Origin of the sequence: Zhongshania sp., from assembly GCF_029212375.1 — a bacterium.
Lineage (GTDB): Bacteria > Pseudomonadota > Gammaproteobacteria > Pseudomonadales > Spongiibacteraceae > Spongiibacter.
On the sequence record NZ_JARGNU010000016.1, the window covers coordinates 52,533 to 66,535 of the forward strand.

10 protein-coding genes are annotated in these 14,003 nt (G+C 48.9%); all 10 read left to right on the forward strand.

The window, feature by feature from the left end; all coding sequences use genetic code 11:
- Window positions 1–166 precede the first annotated feature (166 nt).
- On the forward strand, window positions 167–487 hold the full coding sequence (locus P1U47_RS14885; RefSeq protein WP_301029998.1) for a type II toxin-antitoxin system RelE/ParE family toxin: 321 nt from the start codon (window positions 167–169) through the stop codon (window positions 485–487).
- 1 nt (window position 488) lies between these two features.
- Window positions 489–782 carry a type II toxin-antitoxin system MqsA family antitoxin gene (locus P1U47_RS14890; RefSeq protein WP_301029999.1) on the forward strand — a complete coding sequence of 98 codons (294 nt, stop codon included), beginning with the start codon at window positions 489–491 and terminating at the stop codon, window positions 780–782.
- 1,707 nt (window positions 783–2,489) lie between these two features.
- The gene (locus tag P1U47_RS14895) at window positions 2,490–2,795 is read left to right on the forward strand and encodes a helix-turn-helix transcriptional regulator (protein WP_301030000.1); all 306 of its coding nucleotides are present in this window, start codon (window positions 2,490–2,492) and stop codon (window positions 2,793–2,795) included.
- Window positions 2,796–2,807: 12 nt separating this feature from the next.
- Entirely contained in the window at window positions 2,808–3,125 is a 318-nt protein-coding gene (locus P1U47_RS14900; RefSeq protein WP_301030001.1) for a HipA N-terminal domain-containing protein, read from the forward strand.
- 32 nt (window positions 3,126–3,157) lie between these two features.
- Window positions 3,158–4,195 carry a type II toxin-antitoxin system HipA family toxin gene (locus tag P1U47_RS14905; protein ID WP_301030002.1) on the forward strand — a complete coding sequence of 346 codons (1,038 nt, stop codon included), beginning with the start codon at window positions 3,158–3,160 and terminating at the stop codon, window positions 4,193–4,195.
- Between the two features lie 484 nt (window positions 4,196–4,679).
- Window positions 4,680–5,135: a YjfI family protein gene (locus P1U47_RS14910; RefSeq protein WP_301030003.1), complete on the forward strand. Its 456-nt coding sequence runs from the start codon at window positions 4,680–4,682 to the stop codon at window positions 5,133–5,135.
- Between the two features lie 19 nt (window positions 5,136–5,154).
- Window positions 5,155–5,841, forward strand: coding sequence for a PspA/IM30 family protein (locus tag P1U47_RS14915; protein WP_301030004.1), 687 nt, complete (start codon window positions 5,155–5,157; stop codon window positions 5,839–5,841).
- A 60-nt stretch (window positions 5,842–5,901) separates the two neighbouring features.
- Entirely contained in the window at window positions 5,902–6,600 is a 699-nt protein-coding gene (locus P1U47_RS14920; RefSeq protein ID WP_301030005.1) for a DUF1449 domain-containing protein, read from the forward strand.
- 37 nt (window positions 6,601–6,637) lie between these two features.
- Window positions 6,638–8,617, forward strand: coding sequence for a hypothetical protein (locus tag P1U47_RS14925; protein WP_301030006.1), 1,980 nt, complete (start codon window positions 6,638–6,640; stop codon window positions 8,615–8,617).
- A 93-nt stretch (window positions 8,618–8,710) separates the two neighbouring features.
- Window positions 8,711–13,978 carry a DNA repair ATPase gene (locus P1U47_RS14930; RefSeq protein WP_301030007.1) on the forward strand — a complete coding sequence of 1,756 codons (5,268 nt, stop codon included), beginning with the start codon at window positions 8,711–8,713 and terminating at the stop codon, window positions 13,976–13,978.
- Window positions 13,979–14,003 lie beyond the last annotated feature (25 nt).

Genomic DNA, 14,003 nt, shown 5'->3' on the forward strand with positions numbered 1-14,003 from the left:
GACGGTATACCGAATTGCCAGATAAATACCATGATTGCGCTATACAACGCCTTTGATGCTAGTGGTAAAGTCAGATTTGACGGGACACAAGGTGTCTTTAGCGTGTAATCCATCATCACAAGTACGTCATTGACGCCCATACGCCATTGGCGTACCATTCTCAACTATGGAATTCATCGAAACCCCAACATTCACCAAGTGGCTGAAAAGCAATGTCAGCGACGATGAGTACCGCGAGTTTCAAACCGAGCTAGCGATAAACCCCAGCAAGGGTGACATGATTAAGGGCACAGGCGGTTTTCGTAAGGCACGTATAGCTTATGGCGATCACGGCAAGCGCGGGGGTGGACGGGTTATCTATTATTGGCTTGACGATGACGACCAAATTTACTTGGTAATAGGCTATAGCAAGGGCGAAAAATCAGACCTCAGCGAACGAGAAAAGCACGTTCTCAAAGGGCTGGTAAGCCAGTTGAAAGGTGATTGATATGGCAAACGATAAATTTACAGAGTTAGTAGAAAGCGTAGAGTGGATGATTGCCCACAAGAAGGGCCTAAACCCTGAAGGCGCAACGGTCACACAAGTAACCGCCGTAGATGTCAAAGCACTGCGTAATAAGCTGGGCCTATCTCAAGTCAAGCTAGCCAAGGTGTTGAACGTTTCAGGGGATACTGTAAAGAACTGGGAGCAAGGCCGTCGCAATGTACCAGGCACCGCCGTTCGCTTAATGCAAATCGTAGAACGCCACCCCGAGATAGTCGCTGAAGAACTGCGAGCGTAGCCCCTTAGCGTTAATCCTGCCGATTATCTATCCGCGCCTAACCCAGCGCAGCCAGACCCAATATGATATTAAAAACTTGTTCCCAGTCGCTGGGAACTGGGAACAACTACAGAAAGCACTGGGAACAATTAAATTATTAATATTCAATTAGTTACAAAGGAATTCCCAGTTTCCCAGTGTTCCCACCACTTTTGCCTCACCCCTAGACTATAACCACCCCGCCCCCTTATTGGATTAAAAAAAGATTGCGGCCAATGGTAGGGAATCAACACCGACAGCCACCGCCCCAACGCCAGCCGAACGGCATAGGGGGGCCGGTCAAAGCTTGGCAAGTCGATCACGGACACCGCCTCCCTAGACAATATTTTGCACAAGCCAATTTTTACAGGGGGGGGTTAACCTATGGGAGAATATACCCAAGGTACTTTGGGAGTGCTTTGCAGTACGGGACGTTAAGGCGCGAGCTTATAGCAATAACCCGTGCTTATAGGGGGTTGACATGGCACCCAGTAAATCAACACCTATCGAGTACTTACACTAAATGTTAGGCGGGAGGTGGGTTCAAACCTCGCCCAGTTTACAAGTGACACCGCTCCCCCAGTGAGATTTTTACACGCTACAAATTGAAAAGAGATTCACCACCTAGACGGGCTAGGGGGTGGCCAAAACTACAGGGCCTTACGATCCTAGACCGGCCCTCTACTTTCGCTGGCACAAGCGGGAATTTCGGCATGGGGGGTATCTGACAAGACTAGGCTTGCACTGCCAACTTAAAACAAAAGGTACTCCTGAAGGGTGGTACACACGGGTAATTCGTGCCCCGTTCTTTTTACAGATAGCCGGATTTTCTAAAGGGGGTTGTATTCAGAATGCCCTTACCCTGTATGCAATTCAGCTTTACCCACGATAACCTGACCGGCATCACCCGAATTACCAAAGTTTAATCTTAGGAAATCAGACCAATTACAGAAGGTACTTTGTATATTTGGGGGTACTTTTGGGGGTACTTTTTAAAATTAATTATTTTTTTATTATATAAATCAATTCGTTAAGTCAATTATTCAACGCCTCTCCTGCTTAAAAATATATTATTTTTCAATAAGTTACAAATATCATTAGACCCAATGTGTAGCACTATATGTAGCAGTTTGTGTAGCACTGAAACGGCTAAATACCCCCCACTATTCTCCCATATCTGCCCTACTAAATGCGACCCTGCAATTCACTGCATACCGCCCGAACAATTAACCTTAATTAGCCTGCATTAACGGTGCGTCTTTTTCACAAAGACGACACGCCACTACACCCCCTCCCTGCTAAACGCGAATCTCAAACTCATTATACGCTGCCTGAGTATTAGCCTCAGTCAATCCAATATAGCGCATGGTAATGCCCACTCTACTGCCATAGCGTCGCTGACGTTCAGCCTCACGGCTATTCCAGTGGAACTATCTTTTGCAGAAAGTGTAGCGTTACGCTATTACACCAACAACAAGGGCAGATAAATCTAAATCCAGCACAAAAGTGTAGAAAGCTTTAAATAAATACAAAAACCGCTGCAAAAACGCATAAAACAAACAAAAACCATGTAAAAGCATCTAAAAATAAATAAAATTACAAGAAAAGCATAGAAAAATGTGTTAATCGAGACAAAAAGCATGCTTTAATATATTAAATCAATTAAAAAACACAAAAAGGCATGGAAAAGTGAGCATCACAGATAAAGACTTCAGGATAGATGAACTGTTGACTGCCCTTAACCACAAAGTCACCGAGCTTCAACGGGCAGCATCAATGGCAGAGCAATCTACCAACCTTGCTCCTATTGAAGAAGCCGGCGAACGGATTCGAAATGAACGAAAGAAGCAAGGTTTAACCATCAACGAACTCTGCGACCTGTCAGGCGTTGCCCCTGTGACGCTGGCAAAAATTGAAAAAGGCTCGCCTAACGTTCGATTAGAAAGCCTAATCAGCGTCGCCTATGCACTTGGTATGAAGCTATGGGTCAACTGATAGGAATGATTTATGAGTAACCGAGCAGCGCAAGTTTTCTACGGCAAAAGACTAGCTGGAGCCCTAAGGGAAACCGACACCGGCTTCAGATTCCAGTATGACAGCGACTACCTAGCTGGAGGCACTCCAATCAGCTTTAAGTTGCCACTGCAAGAGAACGCTTTCGAAAGCGCGGAATTACCCAGCTTTTTCGAAAACCTTGTAGCTGAAGGTTGGCTCAGGAAATTACAGGCACTGGAACAGAAAATTGATGAGTCCGACCGCTTTGGCTTATTACTGGCAAACGGGCGCGACTTGATCGGCGCGGTCACAATTTCACCTAGCGATTAGACAAACATGGCAAAAGGATCACGGATCACAGCATGACTACTTATTGCAAAATCAGTTTAAATTCACTGACCGCCAAGGAGGTTGAGGTAGGCTATAAGCTAACCGCCCTAAGAAACCTATTTGGCAGCACAAGCGTAAGCCCTCACTTACCTTTTAGCCGCAGTGAATTTTTCCAAAGTAGCCGCCAACATAGCCAAGGCATGTCCATTTCCGGCGTTCAGCAAAAGCTTTCCCTAAAAGAAAATGATCACCGCAAACTAACACCCACCGCCACAGGCGGGGAATACATCCTAAAGCCCAGCCCAGAATCTTTCCCCAATGCAGCTGAAAACGAACACATCGCTATGCGGCTCAGTACGCTACTAGGCATTGAAACCGCATTTTGCGGCCTGGTCGATTTCGCCGACGGTGAGCTAGCCTTTATTACCAGACGATTCGACCGGCTTGACCACGGCAGAAAACTACACCAAGAAGACCTACTACAGTGTTTCGACATACCTAGCGACAACAAATACGACAAAACCTACGAAGAAGCTGGCAAGTTAGTCTTAGAAGTCACTGGCGGTAAAAAGGCTGTCGTTTTGGACTTTCTTCGGCGAGTGATCTTCTCTTACCTCATTGGCAATGACGACTTACACCTAAAGAACTTCAGCGTGCAACGCCAACATGGCAACACTAGCCGCTATTACGACAAGCTCACACCAAACTATGATTGCCTGTTCTGCGATGCATTTAATACAAATGGCGCTGAAAAAGGCTCAGGTCAATTGGCGCTTGGATTATTACTTGACCCAGAGGACGGTGACGAACAATTCTCGGAAGCACAGCAACATTACGGTTCCTACACGGGCATTGATTTCATTGAGCTAGGGAAACGACTTGGAATACCCGAAAAACCGATCATTAAATTTATAGACCAATTGCACAACAAACAAGCTGACATGCTCAACCTGATCCACCGCAGCTACATGCCAGAAGCAATGAAAGAGCGTGCAACTGCACTGCTGGAAAACCGCCTTCGAGCACTAGGCATTATTTCCTTGAAACGCCAAGCTCAGAAGGCACTGTGAACACAGTATTTACCGATATACTTTAGACATTATTTTTGCCCCGATAGGGCAATTTTGTGAAACTACGACCAAAATCAAAATATTTTGAAATCAAAGACTTAGGGTAATCGCGATTAATTAAACAAACGCATTTACCCCTCTAGGAAGTTCAAGCTCCCCTAATTAGCGCCCGCCCTGAGCGCAGCTCGACCGCACATTCAGCCTGACAATCACTCGCCGGCACGCCAAGTCATATCAGCTTAGACCACGCCACAAAAATTATTACATGTAATATGTTGACTTGATTACATGTAAGGATTATATATTAACCATGACTATTAAATCATCAGCACATTACCAACGCGAATACCGAAAAAGACTTCGGGAACAAGGCTTGATCAAAAAAGAGGTTTGGATACTTCCGAAGAACGCAGGGGCGCTCGCGCAATTAGAAAAGATGTTACGCGAGCACGGTGAGCCTCCCGCTTTAAATGGAGATAGACGCATGACTGAAACCCAAAATCGCTGGACAACCAACAGCTTGTTTGATGCGCTAAAAGAGCAGGAATTATTTGCTGGGCGCTCCGCAACAATCGAGCTATTAGAAGGTGTGGATCCTGTTCTCCAGATTGTTATGAAGGAGTTTGGTGACTTACCGATATTTCTTACAGCATCGGGCGATCAAATTATTGTGGAGTCGGTGCTTTGGTCAATCGACGAGGTGCTCGACGTAAATGGCTTTAACGATGCCATTTTACGCACCCACAAATATTTTCCGTTATCGACAATCAGCCTAGATAGCATGGGCAGCAACGGCGACTACTACCATATGTTTGGCGCGCTTAGCTCGTCTTCACTGATTGAGAATATTGTGTTTGAGATTGAGGTGCTCGCCAGCAATGTAATACAGGCGACCGAGGCCTATGGCGAATTTCTAACAATTCCAGTTGAAGCCAGCTAATTCACACAGGAGCAAAACCATGAAGATTTTATCGAAAATGTTAACTGCTTTACGTGGTGGTGCCAATGAGGCAGGTGAAGCTATAGTAGACAGCCAGGCCTTGCGAATACTGGATCAAGAAATTCGCGATGCCGCCAATGAACTAAAGCAATCAAAAGACAGCTTGGCGTCAATCATGGCGCACCAGAAATTAGCCGAGGAAAAGTGCGCCAATCTTGGCAAGCAGATCAGCGAGCACGAAGGCTATGCGATCAAGGCTTTAGACTTGAATGACGAGGGGCTCGCTCGTAATGTAGCGGAAAAAATTGCTGACCTAGAAAATCAGCTAGACCAAGAAAGGGACACCGCCTCAGGCTATAAAGCGAGCGCCGCGTCTTTGCGCGCGGCAATAAAGCAAGCGGAAGACTATTTAAAGCGCGTTAAGCAGCAAGCCGACACCGTAAAAGCGACTGAAAATGTTCAGCGCGCGCAGGCTGCGGTAGCCGACCGCTACAGCGGCACCGAGTCTAGAATACGCACGGCCATGGATTCGCTAGAGCGCATCAAAGAAAAGCAGGCACTAAAGGCCGCGCAATTCTCGGTAGCGCAAGATTTGGCGGCTGAGTCTAGCGACTCGTCCCTCAAAGCAAAATTAGAGGAGGCGGGCATTACATCGAACGGCCAAAGCGCAGACGACATACTAGAGCGCCTAAAAAAGAAACAATAAGCTTTAAACAAAGAATCACGCTAGAACGCGGCAGGGACAAAAAATTACAGGAGGTTTGGAATGTTTGCGATATTCCTTATGAAGGACATGGATCCTTTTTACCAAAACATCAGCTCGTTTCCGACCGTGATTTTTACGTTCTTGCTGGCAATTGTCACCCTGTACTGGCTAGTAGCGGTGCTGGGCTTTGTTGACCTCGATTTTCTGGACTTTAGCCTTCCCGATGCAGATCAGCTGAGTGCAGAAGGCCACAGCCACACCACCCCAGACGTGCTCGCTGGACTAATGTTGCGCCTTGGCCTGCAAGGTGTTCCGGTCACCGTTATCGTGTCGCTCATCACCTTATTTGGCTGGTTTATTTGCTATTACGCCGTGCATCTAATGCTGAGCTGGCTACCGGCGGGCATCCTCCATTTTATAGTGGGCCTACCCATTTTACTCGCCAGCGTGTATGCAGCGGCAATGCTTACCGCCCAAGCTATCAAACCCCTTCGCCCGCTATTTAAGAACGCCCAACTGCAAACGGTAAAGCATATCCTTGGCCAAACTGCCGTGGTTCGCTCATCGCGAGTCGATGGCAATTTTGGTGAGGCTATTTTTGAAGACGGTGGCGCAGGCTTACTGCTTTCGATCCGCTCAACAGGCAGCGCCACCTTTAACAAAGGCGATCGCGTTGTATTACTAGAGCACATTAAAGAGCAAGGCGTTTATCGCGTTATTTCAGAAGCAGAATTCCTCGGTAACGATTTAAGTCATTAACACTTGGATTTTTTAAAACTATTATGGAGTAATAATTATGGCTGATCTGACGGTACTCATGCCCATATTCATCGGCGTTGGCATCTTCTTTGTTTTGCTAATGGGCCTGGCAGGGCTCTTTAAAGCTTTCTACTATAAAGTCGAACAGGGTACCGCCCTTATCGTCAATGACATGTCATCCACCCCCAAAGTCCACTTTACCGGCGCACTGGTATACCCCATTATTTACAAAAAAGAGCTGATGAAAATTTCACTCATCACTCTTGAAGTCGATCGCCGCGGCAAAGATGGACTGATCTGCGCCGACAATATGCGCGCCGATATCACCGTCGCCTTTTACTTGCGCGTCAATGAAACAGCAGAAGATGTGCTCAAGGTTGCCAAAGCCATCGGCGCCAGCCGCGCCTCTGACCGCGGCGCGGTAAATGACTTATTTAATGCCAAATTTTCTGAGGCACTAAAAACCGTTGGTAAAAAATTCGAATTTGTTAATTTATTTGAAGACCGGCTCAAATTTCGCGAAGCCATTGTGCAGGTCATCGGCAACGATTTAAATGGCTATGTCCTTGAAGACGTGGCCATCGACTACCTTGAACAAACACCGAAATCCTCGCTCGACCCATCAAACATTCTCGATTCAGAGGGTATTCGCAAAATCACCGAGCTAACCGCCAAACAGAATATTCAAACGAATATTTTTGAGCGCGACGAAGAACTCGCCATAAAGAAAAAGAACGTAGAAACCGTTGAAGCCATGCTGGAGCTTGAGCGCCAGCAAGCCGACGCCGAAGCTAAACAAGAACGCGAAATTGCTACACTGCGCGCTCGCGAAGAAGCCGAAACTAAAAAGGTTCAGGAAGAAGAGCGCAATAAATCGGCAACCGCCACCATCAAAACCGATCAAGACCTCGCAGTGCAAAGTGAAAACCAGCAGCGTGAAATTGAAGTTGCCGGCGAAAACCGCAAGCGCGCGGTGGCCATTGAAGAAGAGAAAGTTACGCGGGCTAGAGATTTAGAAATTGTATCCCGCGAGCGCGAAGTTGAACTGCAACGCATCGCCGCAGAAAAAGACGTAGAAATTGAGAAAAAAGCGATAGCCGATGTCATCCGCGAACGCGTAGCCGTGGACAAAACAGTGGCCATTGAAGAGGAAAAAATTAAAGAAGTACGGCAAGTGTCCGAAGCCGATCGCGCCAAGCAAGTTCAGGTACTGGCAGCAGAAGCCAAAGCCGAAGAAATCAGAGTGCAGCAAGTTAAAAAGGCACAAGCTGAAGAGGAATCCGCTAAGTTTAAGGCCATTGAAATAACCACCCTCGCCCAGGCCGACCTCGAAGCCGCCGCCAAGCGCGCCGATGCCCAGAAAAAGCTGGCCGAAGGCACCCAAGCCGAGCGCGCCGCGCCAGGACTCGCCGACGCCAAAGTGCAAGAAGCCAAGGCCGATGCGCTGCGCAAAGAAGGCCAATCTGAAGCAGATGTTATTCGCGCCAAAGGCGAAGCCACCGCCGCAGCCAATTTAGAAACCGGCAAATCTGAAGCCGATGTTATTGCCGCCAAAGGCACTTCACAGGCGTCTGCCTCACAGCAAATAGGTAATGCAGAAGCAGAAGTGATTCTCGCCAAACTGAAAGCAGAAGCCGAAGGCCTCGTTGATAAATTTGAAGCCATGAACAGTATGTCGAAAGATGCACGGTCTCACGAAGAATACCGCATGGGTCTGGAAACCGCCCTAAAAGAGGCCTTGGCCGCCATGGACGCCGGCAAGGAAATAGCCAAAGAGAATGCCGAAGTGCTAGCCGTCGCGCTACAAAAAGCGAAGATCGACATTGTGGGTGGCGAAGATCACTTCTTTGACAACTTTGCCAAGTCGCTGTCCATCGGCAAGGCCGTAGATGGTCTTGCTGGCAAAAGTGATGTTATCCAAGCCTTGATTGGGCGGGTAGTGGGTGAAAAGTTTGTTCCCGCTAGCGATTTAGCTAACAAAGCAAAAACTGACGCAGATCACAGCGCGCAGCACTAAATTTGAACCCAGCAAATCGCCCACTGGGCAAATGATGGGAAGGCGCTGGCGCCCTTCCCTGTATTGACCGTGCACTGTGCTTAAGGAAAAAACATGGACCAGCAAGACGCTTCCGCAGCCGCTCCAGACACCAATATAGTGGATAACGCTGTCGCTGCTGGCGGCGCCTACGAAATTATTCGCAAACGCCTCTTAGAGCAGGGCAACACCCTTGACCAATCCCTGCAAGCGCTAAACCACGCGCGCCTAGCGGAGTTTGGCAACTCAGACATGAGCCTGCTGTCGCGGGTGCGGGTGCGCACCGAAAATAATTGCGTAGCCCGCGATATTGTCCAAGTTGGCGAGCACCTGCTGTTTGGCTATAACGTGTTTATCGGCCTGAAAAAAGAAACCAAAATTGACGATGTCTTTGCGCTGTTTTCTATTGTTCAAACCGACGAAGGCTATGACATTGAAGCCGCGCCAATGGCGGAAAGTTTCTTATCGCAATCTGGCTTTGTGAATGATTTTGAGGAGCTGTACCGCTATTACAAGCACACCCGCCTCCTCGAGCTAACCATTAATAACGGCAAACTGTTAGCTGCCTTTCAAATTGGCGAACGCCTTGACGATATTCGAGTATTCCGCTGGGGCTTATCGCCCGACGGCAAGCGCGCCCAATATATTGATAATCGCGGCGAACGCGACATCGCCCTGCCGCCGACATATGACTTTGAATGGACCAAGGTGACGCGCGAAGACACCGTAAACGGCCGTCATCCCCACGCCAACATACTCGACACCGTGTTTGTTGAGACCATAGGCGGCGACCTAACCATCAAAATTGAGAACAATACCGAAGCGGGTTATGGCATTTACAGCGAGCCAGTAGACGACAAAACCCAGTCGCTAGATGATGCCGATATTGCCTATGCCGCCGTAGGCGACGTGATTCTTTTAAAAGTGTTGCCCTACCGCGAACAGGCGCATCGCTATTTTATTTACAACACCCTCACTGAGTCAGTGCTGCGAGTAGACGCCATTGGCGAGTCCTGCGTGCAATTACCCGAGGATCACGGTCTTATTTTTCCTGGCGGCTACTACCTGCAAACCGGCGAGTACAAGGCCTTTGATGATGCCGTTACTGGGCTGCGTTTTAAACGCAGCTTGCGATCCCCTAACGGTGAAGATGTACTGTATGTATTTTACGAGCGCGAAAAGGGCTTGGTGGGCTTATTTGCCTACAATCTAATCCAAAAGAAACTCCAAAATCCTATTTTCGGCCACGGATACGCCATGGCCGATGACGGTCGGCTGGTAATCTTTACGGCAGACAATGAGCCCACTCGGGTTCACCCTATGCAAATTTGGCAAACGCCCTACCAAAGCGCCGAGTTTGCTAGCAAGGCCCCCGCTAGCCAAACTTTCTTTGGCCGTATCGGCAACGCCGAACTGGTGCGGGGTATTTCAGACCTTTATAGCATTAGCCGCCTTATTGCCAATCAAGCGGTCTCACTTCGCCTATACGAAGGCCTGAGCAAAGCGGCAAGTAAAGTATTTGACGATCACTTCTGGCTACAAGATTCTCAAACCAAGCCGCTTGCCGACATTATTAAAAACATTAGCGCCACCGCCGAGCTCGTGATTGATGAATTTGAAAAAGTCGAGAGTATTCGCAAGCAGTCGGCAAAGGCCATGCGCGAAGCGGAACATCTGCAACAGACCTTAATAAATTCCATTCGCAGCCAAAGCTGGGAATCTGCCGAGCAGTACGCCGCAGCGCTCGGCGATATTCGCCGCCACCGCGGCCACATCGCCACCATCAAAGAGTATCGCTACATCGACCTTCCGCGCCTTGACGCCATGGACACGGAACTCAATAGCGTCGAAGCCTCACTTAGCGCTGATACGGTTAATTTCCTCGCCAACGACAATGCCCTAGATCCTTACTACACAAAGATTAGTGCGCTGTCTGCCGAGGCTGAAACTGCCAACACCAATACTGAGCTAACACCGCTCATTGAAACTTTTGAGCAAACCAGCGCAGGGCTCGATCTATTATCAGAATTGATGTCGACCCTCAAAATTGACGACACCACCGTGCGCACCCAAATTATTGATGCCATATCGCTGGTCTACGCCAAAATTAACCAAGCCAAGGCTGGCGCGCAAAACAAACGCAAAAATTTAGGTGCCACCGAGGCAATTGCCGAATTTGGCGCGCAGTTTAAATTATTCTCGCAAACCATTACTAACGCTCTAAGCTTGGCAACAACACCAGAAAAATGCGATGAACAATTGTCGCGCCTACTGGTCCAGCTTGAAGAGCTCGAAAGTCGCTTCAGCGATTACGACCAGTTCATTAACGACATGATGGTTAAACGCGAGGAGATTTACGAATCCTTTGAAGGCCACAAGCAACAGCTGCTCGACGCTCGCCAGCGCAAAGCGCAATCGCTAGCCGATGCCGCCGAGCGGATTTTAAACAGTATTGAGAAGCGCTCGCAAAAATTTAACCAAGGTGACGAACTCAACACCTATTTTGCCTCGGATGCGCTGGTTAGCAAAATTCGCGACCTCGTTAACAGCCTGCGGGAACTAGACAGCGCGGTGAAGGCCGACAATATTGAGTCGCGCCTAAAAGCAATTAAAGAACAGGCGCTGCGCTCCCTAAGAGATAAAACAGATATTTTTGAAAGTGGCGGCAATGTCATCAAACTTGGCCCGCGGCACCGTTTCTCGGTGAATACCCAAGAGCTGGATTTAACCATTATTCCCCGCGGCGGCGAGCTAAATTTTCATCTAACCGGCACCAATTACTACGAAGCCATCGACAATGCCGAGCTGCAAAACATGCAGGCGTACTGGGATATGGCGCTGGAATCAGAAACACCCGAGGTTTACCGCGCCGAATACCTCGCCGCCCTCATCATGGACGCAGCCCAGCAGCGCCGAGAAAACCTCAGCGCAGAGCTACTCGCCAACGCCGTGCTAGACGAAACAGCGCTGAGCAAACTGGTTCGCGAATTTGCCACCCCACGCTATAAAGAGGGCTACGAAAACGGCATTCACGACCACGACGCGGCCTTGCTCATCAAAACCTTATTGCCTGCGCTCGACAGTGCCGATTTACTGCGCTTCGATCCTTTAAGCCGCGGCTTAGCGCAAATATTTTGGGCCAATATAAAAAACGCAGCCAAAAGAAAAATTGGCGACAATGAACGCGAGCAACTGTCCTTCACCACCTGGCCTGAACGGGCGCAGTCAGCCGCGCAAATGCAGTCGGTGTTTGCCAGCAACGAGGCCAACACCCAGTTAGCGGCAGAAGTACGCCACGCCATGACCGACTTTATTGCGCTGCACCCCATTCCTGTCACTGAGCTCGATATTCGCCGCGCGGCCGATTACCTCGTGGCGGAGCTAGGTCGCGAGAAAATAGAATTCATCACCAGCAAATATGCAACGCAATTGGTTGCGAGGCTAAAGCAGTCGATGGACGACGGCACGTGGCGCCGCTACCAAATGGCATTAGAAAAAATGATCGGCTGGCCAGCTGAACGCTGGAATCTGTCCGTGGCGTGGTTCGACGCCCTCATTAATAGTCAATCGCTGGGCGATATGGCGCGCTATATTCCCGAGGCGGTGGCACTAATTAACGCCGATGTGCGATTAGACCGACGCCACAGCAACGTTGATATCGAGTTACATTTTACCGGCCTGCTCGGCGACCACCCCCTGCTGAACAACGGCAGTATGCACTTTGCACTCGACAGCTATCTGCTGCGCATTGAAAAACATCGCTTTGAAGTGCTGCCCGCCTATCAGCGCTACTTAGCACTGCGCCAGCAAACTATTATTGATCGACGCAAGCAATTGCGCCTGAGCGAGTTTAAACCCCGTCCACTTAGCTCCTTTGTACGCAATCGCCTAATCAACGAATCCTACCTGCCGATTATTGGCGACAATCTTGCAAAACAAATGGGTACGGTTGGTGACAGCAAGCGCACCGATCTCATGGGTTTGCTAATGATGATTTCGCCACCGGGTTACGGCAAAACAACCCTAATGGAATACGTCGCCAATCGCCTTGGCCTGATCTTTATGAAGATCAACTGCCCCTCGCTGGGCCACAATGTATTATCACTAGACCCCAACCAAGCGCCCAATGCGACCGCTCGCCAAGAATTGCACAAACTCAACCTCGGCCTTGAGATGGGCAATAATGTCATGCTCTACCTCGACGACATCCAACACACCAATGCCGAATTTTTACAAAAATTTATCTCATTGTGTGACGGCACTCGACGCATAGAAGGGGTGTGGAAAGGCGAGCCCAAAACCTATGATATGCGCGGCCGCAAATTTTGTGTGGTGATGGCGGGCAACCCTTACACCGAATCTGGCGAAGCATTCAAAGTACCCGATATGCTCGCCAACCGAGCCGATATTTACAACTTAGGTGATATTCTCGGCGGCATGGACGAACAATTTGCCCTGAGCTATATCGAAAATGCACTGACCTCAAACCCCGCCCTCGCCCCCTTAGCGACCAGAGACATGGCCGACGTATATCGGCTCGTCGCCATGGCCCGCGGCGAGAGTGTCGCCACCACCGAACTCAGCCATCAATACAGCGGCGCCGAGATTAATGAAATCATCGACGTCTTGAAAAAAATGTTTGTTATTCGGGATGTCATACTAAAAATCAACCAGCAGTATATTGCCTCTGCCGCGCAAGATGACAAATACCGCGTAGAACCGTCGTTCAAACTGCAGGGCAGCTACCGCAATATGAACAAAATGGCAGAAAAAATTTCGGCGGTAATGAATCAGCCAGAATTGATGCAAATGATCTCTGACCACTATCTTGGCGAAGCGCAATTACTGACCACGGGTGCAGAAGCCAATCTTTTAAAATTGGCGCAATTGCGCGGCAATATGACCCAAGACCAAGAACATCGCTGGGCTCAAATAAAGACCGATTTTCTGCGCAACAAGGCCATGGGCGGCGATGATGTCGATATTGGCGGCAAAGTTGTGGCTCAGTTGCTGGATTTATCCGCGGGCGTCCAAGCGCTCTCGGATACCGCGAGCCAATTGCTAAACCCGAGCACTAAAGCCGATGCCGCTAGCGTATTAACGCCACTCTTAGACAAATTGGCCTTGGCTATTGAGTCCAATAAGCCCGCGGTTAATGTAATAAATGAACCCGTCCCTGGCCTCGGTAAAATACTCAGCACCTTGGCAGACACCATCGAGCACACCATTGCGCCGCTAGTTCGCACCATGGATAAAAAACTGGATATTGACTTGCGCACCCATGAAAAAATGAAAGAAGTTTCCCAACAACTCAGAAAACTAGAAGAAGACATGGGCCGTTAACCGCCAATTTAACAACCGAGCCATT

Bases quoted from the DNA above. Each gene is read 5' to 3' on its own strand.
- P1U47_RS14885 (WP_301029998.1), top strand. From the start codon at position 167: ATGGAATTCATCGAAACCCCAACATTCACCAAGTGGCTGAAAAGCAAT.
- P1U47_RS14890 (WP_301029999.1), top strand. From the start codon at position 489: ATGGCAAACGATAAATTTACAGAGTTAGTAGAAAGCGTAGAGTGGATG.
- P1U47_RS14900 (WP_301030001.1), top strand. From the start codon at position 2,808: ATGAGTAACCGAGCAGCGCAAGTTTTCTACGGCAAAAGACTAGCTGGA.
- P1U47_RS14905 (WP_301030002.1), top strand. From the start codon at position 3,158: ATGACTACTTATTGCAAAATCAGTTTAAATTCACTGACCGCCAAGGAG.
- P1U47_RS14910 (WP_301030003.1), top strand. From the start codon at position 4,680: ATGACTGAAACCCAAAATCGCTGGACAACCAACAGCTTGTTTGATGCG.
- P1U47_RS14915 (WP_301030004.1), top strand. From the start codon at position 5,155: ATGAAGATTTTATCGAAAATGTTAACTGCTTTACGTGGTGGTGCCAAT.
- P1U47_RS14920 (WP_301030005.1), top strand. From the start codon at position 5,902: ATGTTTGCGATATTCCTTATGAAGGACATGGATCCTTTTTACCAAAAC.
- P1U47_RS14925 (WP_301030006.1), top strand. From the start codon at position 6,638: ATGGCTGATCTGACGGTACTCATGCCCATATTCATCGGCGTTGGCATC.
- P1U47_RS14930 (WP_301030007.1), top strand. From the start codon at position 8,711: ATGGACCAGCAAGACGCTTCCGCAGCCGCTCCAGACACCAATATAGTG.